Here is a 16,621-nt window from a genome sequence, read left to right on the forward strand (position 1 = left end):
TGCATGCGCAGGTCCGCGCCTGTCGCCGTTGTCCAGGCGCGGGGCGATCTGGATTCCCTCGCCTATGGCCGGACCCATAATTCTCCGCCGCGCAGCCTTTATGCGTCTTCAACGAACCTCGCCCCTTCCGGCGGCGCCATCGGCGCGCTGCGTGCCGGTTTCGCCGCGGCGCCTCGGCGCGCATACGCGCCGGCGGTCTATGCGGCGCCGATGCCCGTGCCGATCCCGGTGGCGTATGACGCGGCGTATCGGCTCGACGCCGGCGACAGGCTTCGCATCATGGTCTACGGCCAGGAAGGCCTCACCAACACCTACGCCATCGATGCCGGCGGCTCCATCACCATGCCGCTGATCGGCGCGGTACGCGCGCGGGGGCTGACGCCTGCGGGTCTTGCCGCCGAGATCAGCGGCAAATTGCGCAACGGCTACATCCGCGAACCATCGGTGGCGGTCGAGATCGAGGCCTACCGGCCGTTCTTCATCCTCGGCGAGGTCGCGGCCCCCGGCCAGTATCCTTATGTGCCGAACATGAGCGTGGAGAGCGCGGTGGCCATTGCCGGCGGTTTCTCGCCGCGCGCCAAACGCGATCGCGTCACATTGACCCATACCGATGCCGGCGGCTCCATCCGCACGGTCGTGCCGCTCGGCACCCCGATCAGCCCCGGCGATACCGTCCTCGTCGGCGAACGCTGGTTCTGACATGGCTGGCGTTCCAGATCGGCCGCTTCGGATCCTGCACGCGGTTCGCGCCCCGGTTGGCGGCATCTTTCGCCATATCCTCGATCTCGCCAACGGACAGGCCGATCGCGGCCATCACGTCGGAATCATTGCCGACAGCATGACCGGCGGCGAACGCGCCGAGGCGGCACTCGCAGCCATCGCGCCGCGATTGAAACTCGGCGTCCATCGCCTCGCGATCCGGCGCGAGCCGGTTCCGATCGACGCGGTGGTATGGGCGCACTTCATGCGCCTGATCCGGAAGCTGACGCCGGACGTCCTGCACGGACACGGCGCCAAGGCCGGCGCCTTCATCCGCCTCAAGGGCCGCTCCGACAACACCATTCGCGTCTACACGCCGCATGGCGGTTCGCTGCATTACCCGCTGAATACGCTGAAGGGCGCGATCTACAGCCGGCTGGAACGCGCGCTGATGAACCGCACCGACCTGTTCCTGTTCGAGAGCGCGTTTGCGCGTGACACTTATCAGCGCACCATCGGAAGACCTGATGGCCTCGTGCGCTGCGTGTTCAATGGCGTCACCGCCAATGAATTCGACCCTATCGCGACAGCGGATGATGCCACCGACGTCGTCTATGTCGGCGAGTTCCGGCATATCAAGGGCGCCGATATCCTGATCGACGCGGTGGCGCGGCTGCACGCCGACGGCAAGCCGGTGACGCTGACGCTTGCCGGCGATGGCGAGGAACTGGAGGCGCTGAAAGCGCAGGTCGCACGGCTGGCCTTAACCGAGGCGGTGCGCTTCATCGGCCATGTCAAGGCGCGCGACGGTTTTTCCAAAGGCCGGGTATTAGTGGTGCCCTCTCGCGGGGATTCGATGCCTTATGTGGTGATCGAGGCCGCCGCCGCGGGAATTCCCATGATGGCCGCCAATGTCGGTGGCATCCCCGAGATTTTCGGCGAGCATACCGAGGCGCTGTTCGCCCCGAACATCGTCGGCGCGATGGCGGACGCCATCGAAACCGCGCTCGACGATCCGGAAGCCGCGGCCAAGCGCGCCAGACTGCTTCGCGAGCGCATCTTCCTGCATTTCTCGCAGAAGGCGATGGTCGAGGGCATCATGGCCGGCTACCGCGACGCATTTGCGAATCGTTAAGGCTGTTCGCGCCCGCCGGCATATCCATTGCTGCGTCATACGCGGGCTTGACCCGCGTATCCATCTATCTTCGCAAGACTCTTTCGACGAAGATGGATTGCCGGGTCAAGCCCGGCAATGACGACAGAAATCCGCCCTACGGGCTGTTAACCGAACGTTAACCCTAGTTAACGACGTAACTGTTTCTTCCGATTTGTCCTTTAATCCCTTGGTTTAAGCATTTACCCGGTGCGCACCTCTCTTCCTGCGCGCAGATAGGGATTGAGCGACAGTGGAATCGATCAACGCACGCTCCATGATCAATGCCGCCGCGGCGGACACAACCGCCGACCGGCCAGTCGAGCGCCGGCGGCGCCTCTCGCAGGCAGCGCTCGCGGTGACCAACCAGAAAGTGCGCGCCGCCTATTCGCCGATCGTGATCGCAGGCGCGGTGCGCGTCGCCGACTTCATTCTCCTCAGCCTGGTCGGTATCGCGATCTATTTCGGATATGTCGCGCGCCTCTCCGGCTTCAACTGGCAATACATCGCGGCGATTTTCGCCATGGCCGCGGCTGCCGTGATGTGCTTCCAGGCCGCCGATATCTACGAAGTGCAGGTGTTCCGCGGCCAGCTTCGGCAGATGACGCGGATGATCTCGTCCTGGGCGTTCGTGTTCCTGCTGTTCATCGGCGCCTCGTTCTTCGCCAAGCTCGGCGGCGAGGTATCGCGGCTCTGGCTCTCGGCGTTCTTCTTCGTCGGCCTCGCCGCGTTGATTGCCGAGCGCATGATCCTGCGCGGCATGGTCCGGCGATGGGCGCGCGAAGGACGGCTCGACCGCCGCACCATCGTGGTCGGGTCCGACCAGAACGGCGAGAAGCTGATCGAGGCGCTCAAGGTGCAGGACGATTCCGACCTCGACATATTGGGCGTGTTCGACGACCGCAACGATACCCGCGCGCTCGAGACCTGTGCCGGCAGTCCCAAGCTCGGCAAGGCCGACGACATCGTCGAATTCGCAAGGCGCACGCGCGTCGATCTCGTGCTGTTCGCGCTGCCGATATCGGCGGAGACCCGCATTCTCGAAATGCTGAAGAAGCTGTGGGTGCTGCCGGTGGACATCCGCCTGTCGGCGCACACCAACAAGCTGCGCTTCCGCCCCCGCTCCTATTCCTATCTCGGCAAGGTCCCGACGCTGGACGTGTTCGAGGCGCCGATCACCGACTGGGATCAGGTGATGAAGTCGCTGTTCGATCGCGTGGTCGGCGCGCTGCTGCTGGTGATGCTGGCGCCGGTGATGGCGCTGGTCGCGCTTGCGGTCAGGCTCGACAGTCCGGGCCCGGCCCTGTTCCGGCAAAAGCGCTTCGGCTTCAACAACGAGCGCATCGACGTTTTCAAGTTTCGCTCGATGTACCACCACCAGGCCGACCCGCTCGCAACCAAGGTCGTGACCAAGAACGATCCGCGCGTCACCCGGGTCGGCCGCTTCATCCGCAAGACCAGCCTGGATGAATTGCCGCAGCTGTTCAACGTGGTGTTCGAACGCAATCTGTCGCTGGTCGGCCCGCGCCCGCACGCCGTTCAGGGCAAGTTGAAGACGCAGTTGTTCGACGAGGCCGTCGACGGCTATTTCGCTCGCCATCGCGTAAAACCCGGCATCACCGGCTGGGCGCAGATCAACGGCTGGCGCGGCGAGATCGACAATGAAGAGAAGATCCAGAAGCGCGTCGAGTTCGACCTCTATTACATCGAGAACTGGTCGGTGCTGTTCGATGTCTACATTCTGCTCAAGACGCCGCTGGCGCTGATGACCAACAGCGAGAACGCGTATTGAGTTCGAAGCCGGATCGCGGCGTGCGCGTCATGGTTCGTTGCGATTGAGTAGTGTTGCGTAAGCCTGGGTAGAGTATCCGATGGCGTATACGGCGGCGGCCGACAGTTCCCTACCCGCGTTGACGGTTGCGCCGCCGATCGCGTCGCTGCAGCGCGCGCTGCTGTGGTCGGTCGGGGCTTCCGGCGCGATCGTTTTCATCGAGCCCAGCCCTTACGAATTCCTCACCCTTGCCGCGATCATCATCTTCCTTGCGACCGGCTTGCGGCTGCGGCTGGCGTTCATTCCGCTGCTGGTGCTGCTGTTCCTGGTCAATATCGGCTACACCATCGGCGCCGCCAATCTGATGGACAAGTCCGAGATCGCCAACTGGATCCTGACCTCATGGTACCTGGCAGCCACGGTGATCTTTTTTGCCATGGTGGTGTCCGAAGATACCGCCGCGCGCCTCGATCTGCTGCGCCGCGGCCTGGTCACCGGCGGCTTGATCGCGGCGCTCGCTGGGATCGCCGGCTATTTCAACCTGGTGCCCGGCGGATACGACCTGCTGACGCTGTACGAGCGCGCGCGCGGCACCTTCAAGGATCCGAACGTGCTCGGCGCTTTCCTGGTGCTGCCGATGCTGTTCGCCCTGCAAAGCGTGGTGTCCGACCGCTTCGGCAAATCGTTCCGCAGCGCCATCGCCTTCGGCATCATGTCGCTGGCGATCCTGCTGGCGTTCTCGCGCGCGGCCTGGGGACAGCTGGCGATGACATCGGCCTTCATGCTGACGCTGATGGTGCTGACCAGCCAGTCGCGGGCGCAGCGCTCGCGCATCATCGCGATGGCGCTGGGGGCCGCCGTCATCGTGGCGCTGCTGCTGGTCGTGCTGTTGTCGCTCGATAGCATCGCCGACATGTTCAGGCAGCGCGCCAGCTTCGATCAAAGCTATGACGAAGGCCGCTTCGGACGATTCGGGCGGCATATCCTCGGCGCCCAGATGGCGCTGGACCTGCCGTTCGGCATCGGACCGCTGCAGTTCACAAAGTTCTTTCCGGAGGACACCCACAATTCCTATCTCAACGCCTTCATGTCGGGGGGATGGATTTCCGGCATCTGCTATCCGGCGCTGGTTCTGATCACCGTCATCCTGGGGTTTCGGCACGTCTTCATCCGCGTGCCCTGGCAGCGCACTTATCTCGCGATCTTCGCGGCGTTTCTGGGCACGGTCGGCGAAAGTTTTATTATCGACACCGACCACTGGCGGCACTTCTGGATGATGCTGGGCGCGATGTGGGGGATGTTCGCCGCTGCGCATCAGTATGTCGCCACGCATCGACCGGTCGCGGCGCCGGAGTCCGCGGAGTAGCCCTATCCGTCATTCCTCGACGCGCCGATTGGCGCGTCTGGGCGCGAGTAACCTTCTCAATCCGCACCCGAACGCCAACGCCTTTGTTTTTCACGATTGCCGCAGTTCTGCATGCTGCACCACTGCCGTCGATGCGCCTTGCTTGTATCGATGAAATAAACCTCGCAGTCGGATGCGCCGCACTTTCGGATACGACTGTGATCGGCCATGACAAGCAAGGATTCGATTGCGAGCGCGCAGGCGTGCAGCGGAATTTCCGGCGAGGATGGCGAAATCCAACTGTGCCTGACCGCGTTTGACGTCGCCGTTGCGACAAGCACGCGCGCAGCGTGAGCCCGTCGCACTTCCGATGTGATTGCATCCAGCGAGGTTTTGGGCACGCTCTTGCCGGAGTGGGCGGCGGCCAGGACCGCGTGCAGGTGTTCCCTCAGCTCGCGCGCACGCCTTGCAATGCGCAAGGAACTCGGCCCCTCGAGCGAGCCCAAGCGGTGCGATGCGGACGCCCCGATGAGCCCTGCCAACCCGGCAAAACGCACGAGATCCCCGTAGGTCGCAAGGTTCTCGACCGCCGCGTCGGAGGTCCGTTCGTCCAGCGTGTTTACGAAGTCCAAAGCGGGATTCCCTCCACTCCAGTCAAACGGGTTTGCACGTCCAGCCATTTCTCGACCTTGCTTGCTGCTTCTGTTGTAACCTATAATCCCAGTTATAACGGTTACGTATTTCACGAGGCCGCAGCCATGTCAAACGACCGCGATGGGTTACAATACTGGCGCGGCTCGTTTTACGGTCTTGCGGCTGCGGGCGTCTGGTCAGGATGGATCGTTGTTGCGCGACTGGGGCTTCGGACAAGCCTCGACCCCTGGGATATCGCGGCGCTGCGCTTCGGCGTCGCCGGACTGATACTGTTGCCATACCTGTTCAACAAAGGACTTGCGTTCGACCGCCTCGGCTGGGCCGGACTGGCAGCTATCGTGTGTGGCGGAGCGGCACCGGTTTTCTTTACTAATTCGGGGTTGCTGTTCGCGCCTGCGGCGCATGCCGGCGCGCTGTTTCCCGGGGTAGTGCCGTTGATGGTGGCGCTTCTCGCGGCAGCGCTTTTGCGGGAGGAATTCACACCTGCGAAGAAGCTTGGTTTCGCCACCATCTTAGCCGGCGTGCTTGCCGTCGTTTGGGGCTCGGGCAGCGAGTTGGGATCATGGCAGAATGTCGGGCATGGGCTCTTTCTGAGTGCCGCCCTGGCGTGGGCCTTCTACACGGTCGCGATGCGGAAGGCTCGCCTCGACGGCTTGCATGCAGCAGCACTTTGCGCTGCCGGATCCATGCTACTCTATCTGCCGATCTTTGCTTTGATGCCGGGAGCATCACTCGCCGGCGCCTCCTGGAGCGATTTGGGATTGCAGGCTTTCGTCCAGGGCGTGCTCACCGCGATCGTCTCGCTGCTGCTGTATGGCCGCGCTGTAGCGATCCTAGGCGCTTCGAGCGGCGCAGCCTTCGCCGCACTGTGCCCCGCGATGACAGCGTTGTTGGCAATCCCGATCCTCGGCGAGTGGCCGAAGCCGATTGACTGGATGGCGATAAGTCTGATTTCGGCAGGAGTCTATATCGTAAGCGGTGGGCCGCTGCCTCGATTGTCTCGATGATTCGGCGCATCGAAAACGCCTTCAAGGCCTAGACGTTCACCATCTTGGCCCAGACCAGTGCGAGAACGGCGGCAGCGGCGACCCACGCCGGATGCTGGCAGAACGTGCCGCCGTAGCGGCAGAGCGGATCGGCCCATATGCCTTCCGTCCCTGCAACGTAGAACGCACCGGCGGCGATCGCCAACACGAACGCAACGAAATACATGGCCTAGATCCCTCGGGTGGGATTCAATCGGGCTCGCAGCAATTGAGCGGAGCCCTGCGATGGACATCATTGTGCCGCCGCGGCGATCCACGGCAACGCCGTTGCACTTTTAGCGTTATTACAGCGCCTACGATTACCCGCAGTTTTTGACGATTCTCGCGCGCCTGCCGCGGACTCTTACACCTCGACCTCAAACGTCAGGCCGGCGTTGTCGACCAGCCGCTTGATCAGACGATCGCCCATCGCAGCCCCGGGGGTCCAGATGCCGCCTGGAACCTTCGGCGTGTCGCGCAGCAGGCAGATCGCGCATTCGGAGATCATTTTCGAGGTCGACCCGTAGCCGGGGTCGCGATCGCCCTTCACCGCGATGCGGACCTGGCGTCCGTCCGGCGCAAGGCCGACAAACAGCAGATCATAGAGGCCGGACTCGCGTTCCTCCTTCGAGGGACCCTCACCCGGCTTCGGGCCGCCCGAGCCGCCCATCCTCTCTGCGTTCATCGCGGCGACCAGACGTCTGGCGCTGGCTTCGCCCTGCTCTCCGGGTCCGGTCAGCATCATCTCGTCGTAAACGAAGTCCTTGCCGTAGGGAAAGCCCATCAGCAGGTTGGAGCGGTGCACGTTGCGGGTATTGATGGTCGCCATCGGGAACGGCGCGGTCCAGGCGTCGAGATCCGGATCGAATTTCGGCTTGTTGCCGGGCGGCTGGGTAGGACCGTCAAATCCCGGCGTCAGCACGAACGGGTCCCTGAGCGACGTCACCAGGCTGAGGTCTTTCGCAGCAGCCATGAACGTCGCCTTGATGCTCGCCGCGGTACCGCCGGAAGGTGGACCCTTTATCACGCGCACGCGGCCCTTGACGCGGCTGACCGGCGCGCCAAGTTTTTCCTTCGCGGTCTTCTGCAGGAAGAAAACGCCGAGTTCAAATGGCAGCGAATCAAAGCCGCAGGAGAACACGATCCGCGCGCCGCTGGATTTCGCGGCGGCTTCGTGCGCATCAATCATCTTCCGCATCCAGAGCGGCTCGCCGCAGAGATCGAGATAATCGGTGCCTGTCGCCGCGCAGGCCGCAACCAGCTCGGAGCCATAGAACTGATACGGGCCGACGGTGCTGATCACCGATCTGGTCTGCTCGAGCATGGCCCTTAGCGATGCGGGATCGCCGGCATCAGCCGCAATCAGCGGAGTGTTCGACGGCGCGGCGATGGCGTCGCGCACGCCGGCGAGCTTGTCGAGGTTGCGCCCGGCCATCGCCCATTTCAGATCGCCCTCGCCGCGATAGCGCGATGCCAGATATTCAGCCACAAGCTGGCCGGTAAACCCGCTGGCGCCATAGACGACGATGTCGAATTTCGACGATGGCTTCATGCTCGATTCCTTGAGGTGAAATGACGGTCCGGCGGGCTGTAGCCTATTTCTTCGCGTAGGAGACGCCCATGCCGGCGCGCACGTCGCTCTGGATGCCATAGGGCGCGATCGGATAACGCAGGCCATTCTTGGCCAGCGCCTTCATGCCGATGATGGCCTTAGCCAGATGCGAAGGTTTTAGCGCCATCAGCATCTCCTCGTCGGGCACGCCGCCGTAGCGGCGCTCGGCGTAGCATGGCAGCGACAGGCTGGGCTCGCCGGTCTTGAGCGCCCGGCCCCAGGAGTCGGCGCAGGCGGTTTCGCCAACGACGCCCCATTCGAATTTCTTGTAGCCGGTCCACTGCAGGCCGTTGATGAGAATGATCATTTGTCCCGGCGTGGCATAGACCAGACAGATATCCGGCGGATTGAGCCGCCCGCTCGCAAGCGGGCTCACCACCAGCGCCTCATAACGGCCGTGCGGCACGACATCAAGCGCTTGCTGGCGCTTGCGCGCGTCTTCGGCGTTCTCGTGCCAGACCCCGACATACGACTGGCCGGCCAGCCACTTGTCGTCCTGCGGCGCAAGGCCGATCACGGCCCGGCACTGCGCGCCCACGAGGTCGTCGGCGGTGATCCCGACGGTCCAGCCCAATCGCGAGGCCATGCTGACGATCTGATCGGTGGTGTGCACGGCACTCGGGCGCCGGATTTTCGGGATCGCCGCCATCTCGTCCACCCGCGCGAACATCTTCATGCCGATCACGGTGGTCTTCAGGCGCAGCAGGCTGTTGAGGTCGGCCACCATGGCGGCCAAATCGAACGTTTCCGGCTGCATGGCTTCCTGCTGCATGACCTGACACTCCATCGTCGCAAATTTCGCGGGTTTGCCTCCACCCGATCCGGCTCGTTCAATCCTGAACCGGACCCGGAAGAAGCTCGCTGGTTTTGCCTGAAATGCGATAGGCCGCAAGGCCCATCCACTCGCGAATGGCGGTATCGAGGCGCTCCAGCCCGTCGCTCGCGATGATCGACGGCGCCAGCAGGATCTCACCCGATCCGGTCCGCCAATCCGCGGGATAGGGCTCGACCACGAAACCGGCTTTTCGAAACACCCCGACCGACCTCGGCATGTGGTAGGCCGACGTCACCAGCAACCATCGCTCGCCGGGCTTCGGGGAGGCAAGCGCTTTGGAAAATTCGGCGTTTTCCTCGGTATTGCGCGAGCGCCGTTCCATCGTCAGCCGCTGTTTGGGAATGCCGAGGCTTTCAAAAACCGATGCGGCATAGTCCGCCTCCCTCGCGGCATCGTCTGCAACGAGGTTGGCGTTACCCCCCGAATAGATGATACGCGCCTGCGGATATCGGTGCGCGAGCGCTGCCGTCACGATCAGGCGATCGACCGCTCCCCTGAACACCGGCCGGCCACGGGCGGCCGAATGCTCGGGATCAATCGGGCCGCCCAGCACCACAATGCCGTCGGGCGCGCCGTGGGTGTCGTCCCATGGCGGAAATCGCTGCTCCAGCGGATACAGCAGCATGTTTGCCAGCGGCGAGAAGCCGCAAATGGCGAGCAGCACGACGCTGGCGGCGACCAGGTTGCGGCCACGCGCCGCAAAGCGCGTGAACAGCAGGACCAACCCGACCAGGCCCAGCCCAATCAGAAAATTCGACGGCAGCAGGATGACGCCGAGCGTTTTGGACAAGAAAAAGAACAACGCGTAATCCTCTACTTCACGTTCTGCGTCATACGCGGGCTTGACCCGCCTGCGGGGCCGAAGCCCCTTCGGCGAGGCGTAGGCCCGCGTATCCATCACTCTTAGCAAAACGATCTTCCAAAGAGGATGGATTGCCGGGTCAAGCCCTACTAGATTCACACATCTCAAAAATTGGAGTCAGGATCAAATGGCTTAGATGACCGCCGCTCTCAAGCTCAAGTGTGAGACGGCGCTCCTCCTGTCCCGGGCGCGATGCAGCGCGGAGCGCTTGCGAAGCGCTGCTTCGCAGAACCGGGGTCTCCCCCGACGCCGGCTCGTTGCGGCCCCGGCTCTGCAGCGCACCGCTTCGCGGGAGCTACGCGCTGCTGCGTCCGGGGCACGAAAATGAAAAGATCGCCGTTCACGAACTTGTGAATGTATGCCTATCCAACACCCCAAAACCTGCCTTATCCTGCTCGGGTCCTGTTCGATGAGGGAGCGCTTTCTAGAAGCGTTCCTTTTAGCGGACGGAGCGAAAGCTGGCCGGACCGGGGCGCCCCGGAACGGTCGATGGTCTGGTGGCCGGTGGAGCGCCGGGAGGCGCTGCGCCTAGCCTTGGGCGCGCGCGGTGCCTTGCCGCGCGAGGTGGGTACGTTAATCCCGCCTCTAAGGGTGCCCGTTGGTGCCCTGGCGCCTCCCGCCGCTCCATCGCACCAGCGCGGTTCGCTGGTGGAGGAGTTTCTGGCAAACCTCGGACGCAGTGCGCCGCGAGAATGCGGAAGCGTGGCCGTTTGAAATTTGAATCAGAAATTTTGGACAAGACGCCAACGCACATTCTGCGTCGTCCCCGCGCAGCAGGCTGTGTGAAAACTTCACACAGCCTTGGCAGGCGGGAACCCATATGCCGTGTCGCCGATGCTCTGGTTGACGCCAGTATCCTGTTGAACCGCCCCTCATCGGGCCGGCGAAGCCGGACCCGTTGGCGGGGACGACGTCTTCATCGGCGAAGCGGCTTCGGCCGTGCAGGCGGGTCAAGCGCGACAATGACGACAGGATGTGTGCATAGAGTACGGACAAGCCCGGCAATGACGCAAAATGAGCCTCCCATGACGCATCACCACCTGCACGCCAGCCCCGAGACCTGCCATTGGGGGTTCTTCGAAGCCAAACTGAAACCCGTCCTCACGGTAGCCAGCGGCGACGAAGTCACCATCGACACCATCAGCGGCGGCCCGGACGTGGTGCCGGACCGAGCCAAGTTTCACGTCCCGCCCGAACTTGACGAGGTCCATGCCAGGAACGAACGCATGGTGCCCGGCCATATCCTGACCGGGCCTGTTGCGATCGAGGGCGCCGCGCCCGGCGACGTCCTTGAAGTTGAGATCCTCGACGTAAAACTCCGGCAGGACTGGGGCTACAACCTGATCCGTCCGCTCGCCGGCACCCTGCCCGACGATTTCCACGAAACGCGGCTGTTGAACATTCCGCTCGACGCGACGCGGATGGTCGGGCGGCTGCCCTGGGGGCTGGACTTGCCGCTAAGACCGTTTTTCGGCGTGATGGGCACGGCGCCGCCGCCGGCTTGGGGCCGCATCACCTCGCTGATCCCGCGCGCGATGGGCGGCAATCTCGACAACAAGGAGCTGGTGCCCAGCGCCAAGCTCTATCTGCCGGTGTTCGTGCCCGGCGCGCTGTTTTCCTGCGGCGACGGCCACGGCGTGCAGGGCGACGGCGAGGTCTGCGTCACCGCCATCGAGACCGCGCTGCAGGGCCGCTTCAGGCTGACGCTGCGCAAGGATTTGCGGCTGGATTATCCGCGCGCGGAAACACCAGATCATTACATGACCATGGCGATGGATCCCGACCTCGACCAGTGCGTGATCCGGGCGTTGCGCGACATGATCGTGCTGCTCGGGGAAAAGCGCAACCTGTCGCGCGAAGATGCCTACACGCTCTGCAGCCTCGCCGCGGACCTGCGCGTGACGCAGACGGTGAACGGCTCCAAGGGCATTCACTGCATGATCGCAAAGGCGGTGGTGCATGGGTGAGTGACAGTTCGTCATTCCGGGGCGTGAGCGAAGCGAACGAAGCCGGAATCCAGAACAGCTCTGGATTCCGGGTTCATGCGAAGACGCGTGCCCCGGAATGACGGGATCATCCCAGCCGCCAGCCGACCTCGGCGACGAAGCTCTGGTAAAACTCCAGATCGTAGGCCTGCTCCGGCGTCCCGCGCACGCGTTCGTCGAGGCGCCGCGCGTCGGTGCCGACCAGGATGCGCCAGCGCTCGGCCTTGACACCATCGAGAATGATCGTCGCCGCCTCGGCCGCCGATGTCGGCGCCTCCTCACGAAAGGTCCGCGCCTGCTCGGCCGCGTAGGCCTGCACCTGCTCATCCGACATCTTTGCGGCCTCAGTGATGCCGGCCATGCCAAGGCGCACCCGCGCCAGCGCAATTTCGTCATCCGTGAGCCGCTCGGAATCGGTGCCACTCTGAATCTTGCGCGAATTGGACATGATCGAGGTGCCGATATGTCCGGGCATCACCACCGAGCATTTTATGTGCGGCGCGTTGAGCCGGAGATCGCCGATCAGCGCTTCGGTAAATCCCTTCACCGCGAATTTCGCCGCGCTGTAGGCAGTATGCGACCGCAACATGCCGACCGACGCCCAGAATCCGTTGACGCTGGACGTATTGACGATATGGCCCTCGTCGGCCCTCATCAGCATCGGCAGGAAGGTGCGGACGCCGAGATAGACCCCGCCCCAGCAGATGCCGAACGTCCTCTCCCATTGTTCGCGCGAATTGGTGAACAGACTGCCGCCGCCGCCGATGCCGGCATTGTTGAACAGCAAATGAATCTTGTCGGTGGCCTGCTGTTCGGCGATCTCGTCGCGGAAGCGCAGCAGTTGGTCCTCGACCGACACATCGGCGATGTGCGTGGTGATGCGCAGGCCCTGCGGCAGCTTTTCCACCTCACAAAGCCGCTTGGTCTCCGCCATCGCGCTGGCGGAGATGTCGCACATGGCGACGTTGCAGCCTTCGGCGACCAGCTGGCGCGCCAGCTCGCGGCCCATGCCCGTGCCGCCGCCGGTGATGACGGCGATCTTTCCGGCAAAATCTTTCATGAGCGACCGCGGACCTTTCCGGTTCTGATTGATTTGAATTTGGTCGGAGCGAGGGGCATTGCGCCTCCTGGTCGGCCGACTGTTAGCACATCATCGCCAACTTACCTATCCACCCTGACTCTTCACGCGGCTCGTCATGGCCGGGCTTGTCCCGGCCATCCACGTCTTTATTGCTGCGGCTTAAAGACCTGGATGCCCGGCACAAGCCGGGCATGACGGTAATTTCAGAACGACAGGCTGTCCTTCATCAACACCCAGCGGCCGTTCTTGATCTGCTGGACCTGCGTCACGGTGCTAGCGAGATGGTTGGTCTTTGAGAACTTGGTCGGCGGCGAGGCGAAGATGTCCTGGAACGGGTCGCCTGACTCCAGCGAGTCCAGCACTTTCTGCCCGGTGAGATCCTTGCCGGCCTTGTTCACATAATGAGCGAACGTGGTGATGGCGTTGTAGCCGATGATGGCCTGGGTGTTGGCGTCCGCCCCGAACATCTTTTTGTAGTTGACCAGCCAATCCTTGACCTTTCCCTTGGCGGTGTCCTCGTACGGAATCTCGAACGCGGCGGCGGCGTAGAGGCCTTCGACCGTTTCCTTGCCGAGCGCCGGGACTTCGAGCACGTTGGTCGGCGAGGCGCCGAGGAAGGTGACGTCCCAGCCGAGCTTCTTGGCTTCGCCCATCGCGCCGATGGTCTCGCGGATCACCGTGCCGAGCATGACGAGATCGCAGCCGTCGGATTTCATCTTGGCGACCTGCGCCGAGAAGTCGGATGCGCCGCGCTTGAAGCTGGTGACCGAGGCCGCCGGCACCTTCATCACGTCAAGTTGCTGCGTGAAGCCGTCGAGCACGCTTTTGCCGTACTCATCATCCTGATGCATCAGGCAGGGCTTTTTGAAGTTCTTTGCCTCCATCATGTATTTCAGCGCCGCGCGCGTGCTCTCCACATAAGGCAGGATATTGTTGAACTTCAGCCGCTCCTGCGGCTTGGCCGGGTCGAACTTGAAGGTGAATTCCGCCGCGGTCAGCGGAAACAGCTGCAGCACCCCGGCGTCGAACAGGATGTCCTGCGCCGCAAGCACCGTCGGCGACCCCATCGGTCCGATCATAGCGAAAATCTTGTCGCGCTCGATCATCTTCTGCGAGGCGAGCACCGCGCGCTTCGGATCGTAGCCGTTATCCTCGAGAATCATCCGCAGCTTGCGGCCGTTGATGCCGCCGGCGGCGTTGATTTCCTCCACCGCCATCTTCATGCCGTTGGAAACCGGCACGCCCCACACCTTGATCGGGCCGGACAAATCCTGGTGGGTGCCGATCACGATCTCGGTGGCCGAGATGCCTTCATTGGTGACCTTGGTTTGCGCCGCGGCCGGCAAATGGGTCAGCGCCAGAGCCCCCACCGCCAGGCCGAGCGCCCGATAAGATTTCGCCATGTCAATCTCCTCTCCGTTGGCCCTTATGAAGCGAAGGTTAAGGCCGTTTCAGTCCCTCGCCATTTCCGAAAGCTGCCGCGCGCTATGCCACTGCCTTGTCGTTGTACATGGCATCGATCTCGCTGGCGTAGCGCTTGTTGACGAAATTGCGCTTCAGTTTCATGGTCGGCGTCAACTCTTCATCCTCGGGGGTCAATTGCCGCTCGATCAGAAAGAATTTCTTGATGGTCTCGACCCGCGCGAGGTTGGCGTTGACCGCCTCGATCTCGCGCTGGATCAGATCCTGGATCTCCGCCGCGCGGCACAGGCTGGCATAATTCGTGAACGGGATGTCATGGTCCTGCGCGAACTTCTCGACGTTTTCCTGATCGATCATGACCAGACAGGTGAGGTAAGCGCGCTTGTCGCCGACCACGACGGTGTCCGAAATGTAGGGCGAGAATTTCAGCTGGTTCTCGATCTCCGACGGCGTGACGTTCTTGCCGCCCGAGGTGATGATGATGTCCTTCATCCGGTCGGTGATCTTGACGTAGCCCTCATTGTCGATCGAGCCGACGTCGCCAGTATGCAGCCATCCCTTGGCGTCGATGGCCTCCGCGGTGCGTTCCGGCTGGTTGAGATAGCCCATGAACAGGTAGTCGCCCCGGATCAGGATTTCGCCCTCGGGGGAAATTTGCACCTCACCCCAGGGCGCGGCTTTGCCGACTGAGCCGAGCTTGATGCGGTCGCCCGGCATCACGGTGGCGACGCCGCAATTTTCGGTCTGCCCGTACACCTCGCGCATGTCGATGCCCAGAGCCAGATACCAGCGGATCAGATCCGGCGCGATCGGCGCGGCGCCCGTGAACGCCAGCCGGCAGCGGTCCAGCCCGAGCATGCGCCTGATGTTACGGAACACCAGCCAGTACGCCGCCTTGTTGGCGAGACGCAGCGACAGCGACGGCGTGTCGCCCTCAAGCTTGCAATCGGTCAGGCGGTAGCCCGCCGCAAGCGCGCGGCGATACATCCAGTTCTGGAACGGGGTGGCGTCCTTCAGCGCGATGGTGACGCCGGAATAGAACTTCTCCCAGACCCGCGGCACCGCCAGGAACGCGGTAGGCTGCACCTCGCGCAGATTGTCGGGCACGGTCTCCGGGCTTTCGGCGAAATTCATCACCGAGCCCAGCGCCAAGGATAGGTAGTAACCGCCGACCCGCTCGGCGACATGGCAGAGCGGCAGGAATACCAGGCGCTCCTCATCGTCGGCGGTGAAGGGAAACAGGTCCTTGGCGTGGCGCATCTGATGGGTGACGCCGCGGTTGGAATGCATGGCGCCCTTCGGCGGCCCTGTGGTGCCGGAGGTGTAGACCAGAATGGCGAGATCGTCAGCCGAGCGGCTCGCGGTCATCTCGTCCCACAGCGCCTCGCGATCGCCCATGTGATTGCGCCCCATCGCCACGAATTCGGCCAGCGACATCACCATGGGATCGCTGAACGAGCTCAAGCCCTCCATGTCGAAGACGACGATCTTTTCAAGCGTCGGGCAGGCCTTCCTGCAGCTCAGGACCTTGTCGAGTTGCTCCTCATCCTCGACGAAGATCACCCGGGTGCGGGAATCGTTGACGAGGTATTCGACCTGCGCCGCCGAATCGGTCGGATAGATGCCGGACGAGACGCCGCCGGCGCACAGGACGCCCATGTCGGCAAACACCCATTCCGGCACGGCGTTGGCGATGATCGAGGCGACGTCGCCGGGCCGGAAGCCTGTCGCGTGCAGGGCGTAGGCGATTTCCCTGGAGATCTGCAGCCACTGCCGCCAGCTGGTCGGCTGCCAGATGCCGAACTTCTTGGCACGAATTGCCGGCCGATCGCCGCGCGTTTTCACGGCGAGCAGAAAACTCCCAGCGATCGTGTCCGCCACAGTCAGCACTGCGGGTCCGGCCATTAGCTTGTTCCCTCCGTCTATGCCCTGCATATGCCGGCTTAAGCCGGTCTCTTTCTTCACCTCTCCCGCAGGGAGAGGTGAAAGCGCTCCGGCCTGAGCATTGTTTGAGCCCAAGCAAGCTCGTATCTTACCGCCAAGTCTTCTTCTTTTTCCAGCGCCGTTCGCCCCGCGCGCCTGCTTCCTTTGCGCCCAGGTAGAACTCCTGGATGTCCTTGGAATGCATCAGCCGCTCGCAACTGTCGTTCATGACGACGCGGCCGATTTCCAGCACA

Annotated in this window: 14 protein-coding genes and 1 pseudogene; 6 read left to right on the plus strand and 9 right to left on the minus strand. The window is 63.1% G+C overall.

Annotated features, from left to right (window positions below):
• The 4 genes from VGP39_RS05205 to VGP39_RS05220 all read left to right on the plus strand — a co-directional run.
• Positions 1–699 (plus strand): polysaccharide biosynthesis/export family protein (locus tag VGP39_RS05205; protein WP_327567041.1); only part of this gene is annotated, 699 nt, incomplete at its 5' end.
• 1 nt (position 700) lies between these two features.
• Positions 701–1,834: a glycosyltransferase family 4 protein gene (locus tag VGP39_RS05210; RefSeq protein ID WP_327567042.1), complete on the plus strand. Its 1,134-nt coding sequence runs from the start codon at positions 701–703 to the stop codon at positions 1,832–1,834.
• Between the two features lie 271 nt (positions 1,835–2,105).
• Entirely contained in the window at positions 2,106–3,644 is a 1,539-nt protein-coding gene (locus VGP39_RS05215; protein ID WP_327567043.1) for an undecaprenyl-phosphate glucose phosphotransferase, read from the plus strand.
• 79 nt (positions 3,645–3,723) lie between these two features.
• Positions 3,724–4,989: an O-antigen ligase family protein gene (locus VGP39_RS05220; RefSeq protein ID WP_327567044.1), complete on the plus strand. Its 1,266-nt coding sequence runs from the start codon at positions 3,724–3,726 to the stop codon at positions 4,987–4,989.
• 56 nt (positions 4,990–5,045) lie between these two features.
• Here the strand turns inward: VGP39_RS05220 and VGP39_RS05225 are convergent, their stop codons facing one another.
• Positions 5,046–5,600: a CGNR zinc finger domain-containing protein gene (locus tag VGP39_RS05225; protein WP_327567045.1), complete on the minus strand. Its 555-nt coding sequence runs from the start codon at positions 5,598–5,600 to the stop codon at positions 5,046–5,048.
• Positions 5,601–5,726: 126 nt separating this feature from the next.
• Here VGP39_RS05225 and VGP39_RS05230 point away from each other — a divergent pair, with 126 nt between their 5' ends.
• Positions 5,727–6,629 carry a DMT family transporter gene (locus tag VGP39_RS05230; protein WP_327567046.1) on the plus strand — a complete coding sequence of 301 codons (903 nt, stop codon included), beginning with the start codon at positions 5,727–5,729 and terminating at the stop codon, positions 6,627–6,629.
• A 28-nt stretch (positions 6,630–6,657) separates the two neighbouring features.
• On the opposite strand, the gene VGP39_RS05235 is transcribed toward VGP39_RS05230, so the two are convergent.
• The 4 genes from VGP39_RS05235 to VGP39_RS05250 form a co-directional block, all read right to left on the minus strand.
• Positions 6,658–6,834 carry a hypothetical protein gene (locus VGP39_RS05235; RefSeq protein ID WP_327567047.1) on the minus strand — a complete coding sequence of 59 codons (177 nt, stop codon included), beginning with the start codon at positions 6,832–6,834 and terminating at the stop codon, positions 6,658–6,660.
• A 177-nt stretch (positions 6,835–7,011) separates the two neighbouring features.
• Complete coding sequence (locus tag VGP39_RS05240; RefSeq protein ID WP_327567048.1) at positions 7,012–8,199, minus strand: saccharopine dehydrogenase family protein; 1,188 nt, start codon at positions 8,197–8,199, stop codon at positions 7,012–7,014.
• A 43-nt stretch (positions 8,200–8,242) separates the two neighbouring features.
• On the minus strand, positions 8,243–9,031 hold the full coding sequence (locus VGP39_RS05245; protein ID WP_327567049.1) for a DUF169 domain-containing protein: 789 nt from the start codon (positions 9,029–9,031) through the stop codon (positions 8,243–8,245).
• A 58-nt stretch (positions 9,032–9,089) separates the two neighbouring features.
• Complete coding sequence (locus VGP39_RS05250) at positions 9,090–9,896, minus strand: YdcF family protein (protein WP_327567050.1); 807 nt, start codon at positions 9,894–9,896, stop codon at positions 9,090–9,092.
• A 1,085-nt stretch (positions 9,897–10,981) separates the two neighbouring features.
• On the opposite strand from VGP39_RS05250, the gene VGP39_RS05255 reads away from it, so the two are divergent.
• A complete protein-coding gene (locus VGP39_RS05255) occupies positions 10,982–11,923 on the plus strand; it encodes an acetamidase/formamidase family protein (protein WP_327567051.1) in 942 nt (313 codons plus the stop codon).
• A gap of 106 nt (positions 11,924–12,029) precedes the next feature.
• Here VGP39_RS05255 and VGP39_RS05260 read toward each other — a convergent pair whose 3' ends face one another.
• The 4 genes and pseudogenes from VGP39_RS05260 to VGP39_RS05275 form a co-directional block, all read right to left on the minus strand.
• Entirely contained in the window at positions 12,030–13,001 is a 972-nt protein-coding gene (locus tag VGP39_RS05260; protein WP_327567052.1) for an SDR family NAD(P)-dependent oxidoreductase, read from the minus strand.
• Between the two features lie 224 nt (positions 13,002–13,225).
• Positions 13,226–14,425, minus strand: a complete 1,200-nt coding sequence (locus tag VGP39_RS05265) for an ABC transporter substrate-binding protein (protein ID WP_327567053.1) — start codon at positions 14,423–14,425, stop codon at positions 13,226–13,228.
• A gap of 82 nt (positions 14,426–14,507) precedes the next feature.
• Complete coding sequence (locus tag VGP39_RS05270) at positions 14,508–16,349, minus strand: AMP-dependent synthetase/ligase (RefSeq protein ID WP_327567054.1); 1,842 nt, start codon at positions 16,347–16,349, stop codon at positions 14,508–14,510.
• A gap of 127 nt (positions 16,350–16,476) precedes the next feature.
• Positions 16,477–16,621 (minus strand): annotated as a pseudogene (locus VGP39_RS05275) (ABC transporter ATP-binding protein); the annotation flags it as partial.

The sequence above is a fragment of the Bradyrhizobium sp. genome (assembly GCF_036009065.1).
Classification (GTDB): domain Bacteria; phylum Pseudomonadota; class Alphaproteobacteria; order Rhizobiales; family Xanthobacteraceae; genus Bradyrhizobium.

Bases quoted from the DNA above. Each gene is read 5' to 3' on its own strand.
- VGP39_RS05230 (WP_327567046.1), top strand. From the start codon at position 5,727: ATGTCAAACGACCGCGATGGGTTACAATACTGGCGCGGCTCGTTTTAC.
- VGP39_RS05220 (WP_327567044.1), top strand. From the start codon at position 3,724: ATGGCGTATACGGCGGCGGCCGACAGTTCCCTACCCGCGTTGACGGTT.
- VGP39_RS05235 (WP_327567047.1), bottom strand. From the start codon at position 6,834: ATGTATTTCGTTGCGTTCGTGTTGGCGATCGCCGCCGGTGCGTTCTAC.
- VGP39_RS05255 (WP_327567051.1), top strand. From the start codon at position 10,982: ATGACGCATCACCACCTGCACGCCAGCCCCGAGACCTGCCATTGGGGG.
- VGP39_RS05240 (WP_327567048.1), bottom strand. From the start codon at position 8,199: ATGAAGCCATCGTCGAAATTCGACATCGTCGTCTATGGCGCCAGCGGG.
- VGP39_RS05245 (WP_327567049.1), bottom strand. From the start codon at position 9,031: ATGCAGCAGGAAGCCATGCAGCCGGAAACGTTCGATTTGGCCGCCATG.
- VGP39_RS05210 (WP_327567042.1), top strand. From the start codon at position 701: ATGGCTGGCGTTCCAGATCGGCCGCTTCGGATCCTGCACGCGGTTCGC.
- VGP39_RS05260 (WP_327567052.1), bottom strand. From the start codon at position 13,001: ATGAAAGATTTTGCCGGAAAGATCGCCGTCATCACCGGCGGCGGCACG.
- VGP39_RS05270 (WP_327567054.1), bottom strand. From the start codon at position 16,349: ATGGCCGGACCCGCAGTGCTGACTGTGGCGGACACGATCGCTGGGAGT.
- VGP39_RS05265 (WP_327567053.1), bottom strand. From the start codon at position 14,425: ATGGCGAAATCTTATCGGGCGCTCGGCCTGGCGGTGGGGGCTCTGGCG.